5 protein-coding genes are annotated in these 10,334 nt (G+C 71.9%); 4 read left to right on the top strand and 1 reads right to left on the bottom strand.

The window, feature by feature from the left end:
• Positions 1-83 precede the first annotated feature (83 nt).
• Complete coding sequence (locus ABZ374_RS38070) at positions 84-2,849, bottom strand: AAA family ATPase (protein WP_360320457.1); 2,766 nt, start codon at positions 2,847-2,849, stop codon at positions 84-86.
• A 607-nt stretch (positions 2,850-3,456) separates the two neighbouring features.
• Between ABZ374_RS38070 and ABZ374_RS38075 the strand changes: the two genes are divergently transcribed.
• The 4 genes from ABZ374_RS38075 to ABZ374_RS38090 all read left to right on the top strand — a co-directional run.
• Entirely contained in the window at positions 3,457-3,846 is a 390-nt protein-coding gene (locus tag ABZ374_RS38075) for a nuclear transport factor 2 family protein (RefSeq protein ID WP_360320460.1), read from the top strand.
• Positions 3,847-3,952: 106 nt separating this feature from the next.
• A complete protein-coding gene (locus ABZ374_RS38080; protein WP_360320463.1) occupies positions 3,953-5,143 on the top strand; it encodes a cytochrome P450 in 1,191 nt (396 codons plus the stop codon).
• Positions 5,144-5,151: 8 nt separating this feature from the next.
• Positions 5,152-5,346 carry a ferredoxin gene (locus ABZ374_RS38085; protein WP_360320466.1) on the top strand — a complete coding sequence of 65 codons (195 nt, stop codon included), beginning with the start codon at positions 5,152-5,154 and terminating at the stop codon, positions 5,344-5,346.
• 58 nt (positions 5,347-5,404) lie between these two features.
• A partial coding sequence (locus ABZ374_RS38090; RefSeq protein ID WP_360320469.1) for a type I polyketide synthase occupies positions 5,405-10,334 on the top strand: 4,930 nt, incomplete at its 3' end.

Genomic DNA, 10,334 nt, shown 5'->3' on the forward strand with positions numbered 1-10,334 from the left:
TGCCCGACCGAATTCCGGCCGGGCGCCTGTCGCGGTGCGCTGTGCCGTGTCGTTCCCGGCCCCGATCGTCCAAGCTCCGCTCGTCAGGCCCCGATTGCCTGGGTGTGCGGACCGGTGAACAGCGCCGAGGCCAGTTGCGCCCGGTCGTTGACCCCGACCTTGCGATACATGCGCGTCAGATGTTGCTCCACCGTACTGACCGTGATGTAGAGCAGTTTGGCGATCTCACTGTTCGTATGGCCCAGCGCCACCAGGTCGGCGACGCGCTGCTCCGCGTCGGTGAGCAACGCGGCCGGACCCTTGGGCTCGGCGTCGGGGCGGTCACGGTCCGCGGGCAGCAGCCTGCTCAGCGGTTCCGCCTGGCACTTGTCCGCGATGATCTTCGCCTGCGAGCCGATCACCCGGGCCCGCCGCGTCTCGCCCACGGCGTTGTACATGTCCGTGAGGTCGGCCAGCGCGCGGGCCAACTCGTAACGGTCCCCGCTCTCCTGCAACGCGTCGACGGCCTGCCGCAACAGCGCCAGCCGCCGGTGCGGTTCGTGGGTCGCCGCCAGCAGGCGCAGCGTCGCCCCGCGGGTGCGTGGTGAACCGCCGTGCTCGCTGCGGCTCAACTGCTCCTCCAGGATCGTCCGGGCCCGATCGCGCTCGCCCATCCGCAACCACGCCTCACCGGCATCGTTGCGCCACGCGATCAGCCCCGGCACGTCCATGCCCCAGCGGGCCATCAGCTCGCCGCAGCCCCGGAAATCCGACAGCGCCCCGTCCCAGTCCCGGACCGCCATGCTGTACCGGCCGCGCGCATGCAGGTAGTGCAGGCCCGGTCGGCTCTGGAGCATGCGGTCCGGGATCGGCAGATAGAGCAGTTCCGCGGCCTCGTCGTGACGCCCCATCGAGGTGAGCGCGATCAGCATGCTGGCCAACGGCAAGCCGACCGCCGCTCCCCACTCGCCGATCGGAACCACGTCGAAGGACTTGGTCGCGTGCGTGACGGCCCCGGGCAAATCACCCAGGCGGATGCAGATCTCAGCCCGCAGCGCGTGCAGTCGGGCCTCGCTGCCGGGTTCGCCGCGTTCCTGCGCGGTGACGATCAGTTCGTCGCAGTGCGGCAGCGCCAGCGCGGGGCGCTCCGCGTAGGTCAACGCGAGCAACGCGCACTCGATCGTGTCCAGATCGGTGCCGTGCAGACGGGTGCCGTGCAAAATCCTTTCCGCTTTGGGCACCGCGCGGTCGGAAAAGCCCTTGGTCAGCACCGAGTCGAGCACCGTCGCCGCGTCGTAGCGACGGCGACTTTCGGTCGTCGAGGGCAGGCCGGGCAACTCGCCCTCGTCCTCACCGGCACTGGGCAACAGACCCAGCAACGGGGTGTACGAGCAGCGCATCCACATCCGGGCGGCGCGCAACTCCATCGCCGTCTCCGGGGTCGTGGCCCGACCCGAGTCGGTCAGATGCCGCAACGCCTCGGTGGCGGCCTCGAAACGACCGGTCCACAACAGCGCCCGGATCACCGCCAGGGTTTCGCCGCTGCCCAGGCAGCCGGTGCGCACCGCCTGGAGGAGATCGGGGATCTGTCGTTCCGGAATGCCCGGTTCCATCCGCCGCTCCGCCTGGAGCAACGCCGCCCTGGTTCGGGCCAGTTCACCCGCGTTGGCGCTCAACGTGCAGGCCAGGCGCAGATAGTCGACTGTCCTGGTGCCCCGGCCCTCGGACAGCGCCGACGAGGCCGCCGCGTCGAGTACCGGTACCGCCCAGGGTGTACGCACCCCTCGGCCCGCCAGGAGATGCTCGGCGACGACGGTGGTGGTGGCGCCCTCCGCGTACGTCAACTCCGCCGCGTCCCGGTGCAGTGCCGCCGTGGCCTCGGGGCCGAGGCCCGTCAACATCGCCGCCGCCGCCGCGGGATGGCGGAAGCGACCCCCGTCCAGAACGCCCGAGGCGTCGAGCACCGTCAGGCACCGCGTCACCGTACCGGACGCCAGTCCCAGTAATCGGGCGATCGGTTCCGGGGTGCCCAGCACGGCCAGTGCCTGGGCCACCGCCGCCGTGGGCGCCGGGCTGCGATGCACGCACGAGAGCAGCGCCCGGGCATAGCCCGGGGACGTCGCGTGCCCGCCGAGCCGGAAGTCGTCCAGGACCCCGTCCAGCAGCAGCGGATTGCCGCCGCTCAGCCACAGCGCCCGGGCCGTGACCTGCTCCGCCCGGTCCGCGCCGAGCCTGGCCACCGCCGCGGCCCGCACCCGGTCCACGTCGAGCGGCGCCAGATGCACCCCGCGGGCATGCGGCAGCCGGAGCAACTGCTCGACGAAGTCCGCGCATCGGTCGTTCGCCGCGTCGTGGTGGGTGAACACCGCGAGCAGCGGTGTGTTGTGCATGCGGCGCGCCAGATAGGCGAGACACGCGAGCGAGGCCGGGTCGGCATGGTGGACGTCGTCCACCACGATGGCCAGCGGTCGAGGCCCGGCCAGGCCGAGCAGGACCGTGCACAGGGACTCCACGATCTCGGCGTCCGCCGCGGACAGTCGGCCCGGCGGCCCGTGCGGCGCGGCCGTCATCTGCGCCCGGCCGGTCGCGAGCAGTCGGCCCACCCGATCGCGGACCGGGGGCGACAACGAAGCCTCCTGGAGTAGTTGGCCGATCACCCCCAATGGGATGCCCGCCTCCGACTCGGACGCCACGGCTGGTAGGACCAGGCCGCCCGCGGCCCGCACCCGATGAGTGAACGTGGCCAGCAGTGTGGTCTTGCCCATGGCCACGGAGGCACCGACGACGGCGATTCCGCTTTCTCCCGCGAGTGCGCCGTCGAGGAGTTCGGCCAGTACGGCCGCCGCATGTGAACGCTCCCGAGTGTTCACGTCTTGGTCTCGTCACGGACGGTGCCGGTCGGTGCCTGGCGATGTCGTGGGTGTGGGGACGGAGGCGGCGCGAGTCTCGTGGACGGGGTGTGCAGACGATGAGGGCGCACGATGGTCTCCATGTACCTTCCTTCACAGCAGTGATGGGGACACGAAAACGTCGAGGGGTACCACGCTGTAGCACCGACGTTCCGGACGTCGACCATGCGATCTGCCGCCGACTCCCTGGCCAGGGGTCGCGCTGCGCATGTCGACGGTTACCGTCAGATCACGTTAACAGGGATTCGGGCGACGTTCGAGACTCCTTGACGCGGGCCTTGCAGTGACACGAAACACTTCGGCGCACCGACGAACTCGCCGATTTTGCGGGCAGGTTCGACCGATGGGGCGACGTTGCCCGGCCGCCGGAACGCGCCGGCCCGGTTTTGCTCCCACGCAGGTCGGCGGCCCACGGGGACGACCCCCGGGGTGGACAGGGGTCGGAAACAGGGGTGGTGTCGTCCGCAAGGGCGATCGAACACTGGGTCCTGTGTGAGACCGGCTTCCCGGTCCGGCGCGGGCCTTCGCGCCCGCGCCTTCGCCGTTGACCCGCCCGGAAGGAGTCGGCGTGCCCGACGAGGTGACTCGTAAGGCCCTGGCACTGGAGTACTGCCGCAGGATGAACGCCGGCGACGTCGAGGGCGTCCTCGAACTGTTCGCCCCCGACGTGGTATTCGAGGATCCGGTCGGCTCCGGCGAGCAGGTGGGCCGGGACGCTCTGCGCGCGCACATCACCCGGGCCATCGTCGACGACCGGGCCCGGGAACGCCCCGGCACGCCGGTCGCCGCCCACGACGGCGAGACCGTCGTGCTGCCCGCCACCATCGAACTGAGCCCACGCAGTTATCCGAAGCGGATCGAGATCTCGATCATCGGGATCGTCCGCTTCCGCGACGACGGCCTGGTGGGCGACTTCCGTGCGTTGTGGGGCGATACCGACATGAGGGTGCTCGGCTGACCGCACCACCACAGGCGCGGCACCGGGCGTCACCGGTGCCGCGGACCACGCCTGGCACCGGCACCGCCGGAGACCGCGATACACCGCCGACAGGAAGGATCACGACATGACCGAGGTTCCGGCCCAGGCCAAGCCGTTGCCCGTCACGCGCACCACGCCCCTGGACCCGCCGCCGGAACTGCTCGAACGGCAACGGGCCTGCCCGGTCGACCGGTTGTTGTACCCCGACGGCAGCGAGGGCTGGCTGATCACCGGCTACGACCAGGTCCGGGCGGCCCTGGCCGACCTGCGTTTCAGCTCGCGCAAGGACCTGCTGCGCTCGCCGATCCAATCGCAGGAGCCCACCGCCGCCAAGCCCGGCTTCTTCGTCTACACCGACCCGCCCGAGCACACCCGCTACCGTCGCCTGCTCACCGGCCTGTTCACGCTCCGGCGGATGAACCAACTCGGGGACCGTGTACGGGAGATCGCCGCCGACGCGCTGGACGCCATGGAACAGGCCGGCCCGCCGGTCGACCTGGTACCCGCCTTCGCGCTGGCCGTCCCGTCGCTGGTGATCTGCGAACTGCTCGGCGTGCCCTACGAGGACCGCGAGGTCTTCCAACACAACTCCACCGTCATCCAGGACACCAACACCCCGATCGAACAGGCCTACGCCGCCCTGGAGGCGATGCAGAAGTACCTGGCCGGCCTGGTCGAACGGCGCCGCGGCCCGGACCCCTCCGACGACATCCTCGGCGGCCTGGCCGCGCACGAGGAACTCACCGTCGAGGAGGTCACCAACGTCTGCTTCCTGCTGTTGGCCGCAGGGCACGAGACCACCGCCAACATGCTCTCGCTGGGCACCTACGCCCTGCTCACCAACCCCGATCAGCTCGCCGCGCTGCGTGCCGGCGAGACCACGATGGAGAGCGCCGTCGAGGAACTGATGCGCTACCTGACGGTCAACCACTACGGCCCGATCCGCGGCGTCCTGGAGGACTTCGAGTTCGAGGGCTGTCCGATGAAGGCCGGCGAGACGGTCACCCTGTCCGCGTTCGCGGCGAACCGCGATCCCAAGCACTACGCCGACCCCGACCGCCTGGACTTCGCCCGCGGCGGCCGCGGCCAACTCTCCTTCGGACACGGCATCCACCAGTGCATCGGCCAACAACTGGCCCGCATCGAGATGCGGATCGGCTTCGAGGCCCTGTTCGAGCGATTCCCCGGACTGCACCTGGCCGTTCCCGCGGAAGAGGTCCGGATGCGGGACACCATGCTGATCTACGGCGTCGCCTCGATGCCGGTCGCCTGGTAGGCGGGCCGATGCGGATCGAGGTGGACCGCGACCTGTGCTGCGGCGCCGGGATGTGCGCGCTGGAGGCACCGGAGGTTTTCGACCAGGACGAAACGGAGGGCCTGGTCGTGCTGCTGCTGCCGGAGCCGCCCGACGCAGGCCACGAGGCCGTCCGCGAGGCGGCCAGGCTCTGCCCGTCCGGGGCGGTCAAGCTCACCGAGTGAGTCCCGGCCCGGCCATCGGGCCACAACCGCGAACCGGCTGAGAACTGAAGGGCTTGACATGGTACGTGGGGACCGCCTGGGCAACGACTCGTCCGCGAACCGGGGTTCCGGTCCGGACCGGCACGAGCCGATCGCCGTCGTCGGCATGGCGTGTCGGCTGCCGGGGGTGGACGGCCCGGCGGACCTGTGGCGGCTCCTGCGCGCGGGCGCCGACACCGTGGCGCCGCCCGCCGCCGACCGCGCCGGCATCGGCGGCGTATCGGGTCGGGGATCCTTCCTCGCCTCCGTCGACGGCTTCGACCCGGCCTTCTTCGGCATCTCCGGGCGCGAGGCCGCCGCCATGGACCCGCACCAGCGGCTGATGCTCGAACTGAGCTGGGAGGCGTTGGAGGACGCCGGCACCGTGGCCGACACGCTGGCGGGCACCCGCACCGGCGTGTTCGTCGGCGCCTTCTCCGACGACTACTCGCTGCTGCTCCAGGCCGACGGTCCGGACGCGGTGACCGCGCACAGCACCACCGGCCTGCACCGCAGCATCATCGCCAACCGGGTCTCCTACTTCCTGCGCGCGGGCGGCCCCAGCCTGACCGTGGACACCGGCCAGTCCTCCTCCCTGGTCGCCGTGCACATGGCCTGCGAGAGCCTGCGCTCCGGCGAGTCCGAGACGGCCCTGGCCGGCGGGGTGAACCTGATCCTGACCCCGCAGTCCACCGAACGCATGGAACGTTTCGGCGCACTGTCACCGGACGGACGCTGCTACACCTTCGATGCCCGGGCCAACGGCTACGTCCGCGGCGAAGGCGGCGCCGTGGTGGTGCTCAAGCCCCTGCGGCGCGCGCTCGCGGACGGCGACCGGATCCACTGCCTGCTGCGCGGCAGCGCCGTCAACAACGACGGCGGCGGCCAGACGCTCACCGCACCCAGCGCGAGCGCACAACAGGACGTGCTGCGCCGGGCGTACCGGCAGGCGGACGTGGACCCGGCCCGGGTCGGCTACGTCGAGTTGCACGGAACCGGCACCCGGCTCGGGGACCCGATCGAGGCCGCCGCGCTGGGCGCCGTGCTCGGCGCCGCGCGCGAGCCCGACCGGCCCCTTCCGGTCGGCTCGGTGAAGACCAACGTCGGCCACCTGGAGGCCGCGGCCGGGGTGATCGGACTGGTCAAGGCCGCCCTGGTGGTCTCCCACCGGGAGATCCCGGCCTCGCTGAACCACGTGGAGCCCAATCCCGACATCCCGTTGGCCGAACTGCGCCTGACGGTGCAGACCGAGCCGATCGCCTGGCCGGCCGCGGCCGGGCCGCGGATCGCCGGAGTGAGCTCGTTCGGCATGGGCGGGACGAATTGCCACGTCGTGCTCACCGACGCCGACACCGTGGTCGAGCAGGGGACTCCGGCCCCGGCCGGCGCGACCCCCGGTCCCGCGGCGGGCCCCCTGCCCCTGCTCGTCTGCGGCCACACCGACTCGGCGCTGCGCGCACAGGCCGCCCGACTCGCCCGCTTCGTCACCGACCGGCCGGAACTCGACCTGCCCGACCTCGCCCATTCGCTGGTGTCGACACGCTCGTTGCTCGCCCACCGCGGCGTGGTGATCGCCGGCGGCCGGGCCGACCTGGTCGAGGGCCTGACCGCGCTCGCCGCCGGCGAACCGGCGCCGGGCGTGGTGGCCGGCCGGGCCCGATCCACCGCGCGCCCGGTGCTGGTCTTCCCCGGCCAGGGCTCGCAGTGGCTCGGCATGGCCGCGGATCTGCTCGACTCCGAACCGGCTTTCGCCGCGCGGATCGCCGACTGCGAGGCGGCACTCGCGCCGCACGTCGACTGGTCGTTGACCGCGACCCTGCGCTCGGACTCCGAGGACTGGCTGGAGCGGGTCGACGTCGTGCAGCCCGTGCTCTGGGCGGTGATGGTCTCGCTCGCCGGACTCTGGGCCTCCTTCGGGGTGCGCCCCGCCGCCGTGGTCGGGCACTCCCAGGGCGAGATCGCCGCCGCGTGCGTCGCCGGCGCGCTCTCGCTGGAGGACGGCGCGACCGTCGTCGCGTTGCGCAGCAAGGCCATCCTCGACCTGTCCGGCCGAGGCGGCATGGTCTCGGTCGGCGTCTCGGCCGACCGGATCACCGAACTGATCGCCCCGTTCAAGAAACGACTCTCGATCGCCGCGATCAACAGTCCGGCGTCGGTGATCGTCTCGGGCGCGCAGGGCGCCCTGGACGAATTCCTGGCCATCTGCGAGGCACAGGGCACCTGGGCACGGCGCGTACCGGTCGATTACGCCTCGCACTCCGCCCAGGTCACCAAAACCCGGAAAACCCTGCTGCGGGCCCTGGCCGGGATCCGGCCCCGTACCTCGCACATCCCCTTCTGCTCGTCGGTGACCGGCGAACTCCTGGACACCGCCGCCCTGGACGCCGGGTACTGGTACACCAACCTGCGCAAGACCGTGCGCTTCGACCAGGCCGTGCGCACGCTCCTGCGCCTGGGCCACGACGTTTTCATCGAGTCCAGCGCCCATCCGGTCCTGACCACCGGCATCCTGGAGACGATCGAGGACACCGGGTCCGACGCCGCCGCGTTCGGCACGTTGCGCCGCAACCAGGGTGGCTCCGAGCGCTTTCGCACCGCCCTGGGCGAAGCCCACGTCCGCGGGGTCGCCGTCGACTGGCACCCCGCCCTCGTCGCCGGGGCCTGCCGGGTCGACCTGCCGACCTACGCGTTCCAGCGCGAACGCCACTGGCTGGGCTCCGCGGTCGACGCGCCCACCGACGACGGGTCGCGGCCGTCCGCACCGGTCGGCGGGCCGGCGGCATTGCCCCCGGAGGAGCGGGAACAGGCGATCCGCGAACTGACGTTCGCCCATGCCGCGACCGTGCTGGGCCGCCGCGCGCTGGGCCCGGCCGACGCCGAGCAGACGTTCAAGGCACTGGGCCTGGACTCGCCGAGCGCCGTCGAATTCCGCAATCGCATCAACACCGACACCGGGCTCCGGCTGCCGACCACGCTCGCCTACGACCACCCCACGCCGGTCGCCGTCGTCCGCCACCTCACCGCCCTGATCGCGGAGGCCACGGGAGGGCAGTCGGCGGCCGACCCGACCGCCGTCGCCGGGTCCGCGCCCGGAAGCGGGACGAAGCAGGCGGCCGGATCACCGACCGACGACGACCCGATCGCCATCGTCGGCATGGCCTGCCGACTGCCCGGCGGGATCGCCTCGCCCGAGGATCTGTGGCGCCTGGTGGCCGCCGGCGGGGAGGCCATCACGCCGTTCCCGGACGACCGAGGCTGGGACCTGGCGGGACTCTACGACCCCGACTCGGCGAAAGCCGGCACCAGTTACGCCCGGCACGGCGGCTTCCTGCACGGCGTCGCCGACTTCGACGCCGAGTTCTTCGGGATCTCGCCGCGTGAGGCGTTGGCGATGGATCCGCAACAGCGGTTGTTGCTGGAGACCTCCTGGGAGGTGTTCGAGCGGGCCGGGATCGACCCGGCCGAGCTGCGCGGCAGCCGAACCGGTGTGTTCGTCGGCGCGATGAACCAGGACTACGGCGCGCGGCTCGACGAGGCAGCCAACGGCTCCGAGGGCTACCTGCTCACCGGCAACACCGGCAGCGTCGTCTCCGGACGCCTCGCCTACACCTTCGGTTTCGAGGGGCCCGCGGTCACCGTGGACACGGCGTGCTCGTCGTCCCTGGTGGCCCTGCATCTCGCGGTGCAGGCCGTGCGCGGCGGCGAGTGCTCGATGGCGCTGGCCGGCGGCGTGACGGTGATGTCCACGCCGGGCATGTTCGTCGAATTCAGCCGCCAGCGGGGTCTGTCGCCCGACGGCCGGTGCAAGGCGTTCTCCGCCGCCGCGGACGGCACGGGCTGGTCCGAGGGCGTCGGTGTACTGCTGGTGGAGCGGCTCTCGGACGCGGAGCGCCACGGCCACCGGGTCCTTGCCGTGGTTCGGGGCTCCGCGGTGAATCAGGACGGTGCCAGCAACGGGCTGACCGCGCCGAACGGCCCCTCGCAGCAGCGGGTGATCCGCCAGGCACTGACGAGCGCCGGTCTGTCGGCCGCCGACGTCGACGCGGTCGAGGCACACGGGACCGGTACCACGCTCGGCGACCCGATCGAGGCGCAGGCGTTGCTGGCCACGTACGGCCGTGACCGTGGCGACGAACAGCCGCTGTATCTCGGCTCGTTGAAGTCCAACATCGGCCATGCGCAGGCCGCCGCCGGTGTCGCCGGCGTGATCAAGACGGTGATGGCCATCCGCGCGGGCATCCTGCCGCGGACCCTGCATGCCGACGAGCCGTCGCCGCACATCGACTGGTCGGCGGGCGCGGTGGAGTTGTTGACCCGGGCGCGGGAGTGGCCCGTGGTCGACCGACCGCGCCGGGCGGCGGTCTCCTCGTTCGGGATCAGCGGTACGAACGCCCACCTGATCATCGAGCAGGCTGCGGGCGAGACCCCGCAGCCGGACGCGGACCCGGGGACGGGGAGCGCACCGACGGCGGCGTCGGGCCCGGAGTCCGCTGCGGAAGCGGGTCGCGGCGACCCGGACGCGCTGCTGCCGTTCGTCGTCTCCGGGCGTGGCGGGCAGGGGCTTCGAGCCCAGGCGGCCCGGCTGGGGCAATTCGTTCGGGACGAGCCCGAACTGCCGTTGCCCGACCTGGCCGGGGCGCTGGTCGCGTCACGCTCGGTGTTGGAGCGCCGGGGGGTGGTACTGGCCTCGGGGCGTGCGGAGTTGTCGTCCGGGTTGGCGATGTTGGCCGCCGGGGAGTCCGGGTCGGGTGTGGTTTCGGGGGTGGCGCGGTCCTCCGGGCGGATCGTTTTGGTGTTCCCTGGTCAGGGTTCGCAGTGGTTGGGGATGGCTGCGGAACTGGTGGATTCGTCGCCGGTGTTCGCGGGGCGGGTTGGCGAGTGTGAGGCGGCTCTTGCGCCGTTCGTGGACTGGTCGTTGGTGTCGGTGTTGCGGTCGGGGTCGGAGGAGTGGCTCGACCGGGTGGATGTGG

The sequence above is a fragment of the Embleya sp. NPDC005971 genome (genome assembly GCF_040629175.1).
Taxonomy (GTDB): Bacteria; Actinomycetota; Actinomycetes; order Streptomycetales; family Streptomycetaceae; genus Embleya.

Excerpts from the sequence above, each read along its gene's own strand:
- ABZ374_RS38080 (WP_360320463.1), top strand. The coding sequence starts at position 3,953 with ATGACCGAGGTTCCGGCCCAGGCCAAGCCGTTGCCCGTCACGCGCACC.
- ABZ374_RS38085 (WP_360320466.1), top strand. The coding sequence starts at position 5,152 with ATGCGGATCGAGGTGGACCGCGACCTGTGCTGCGGCGCCGGGATGTGC.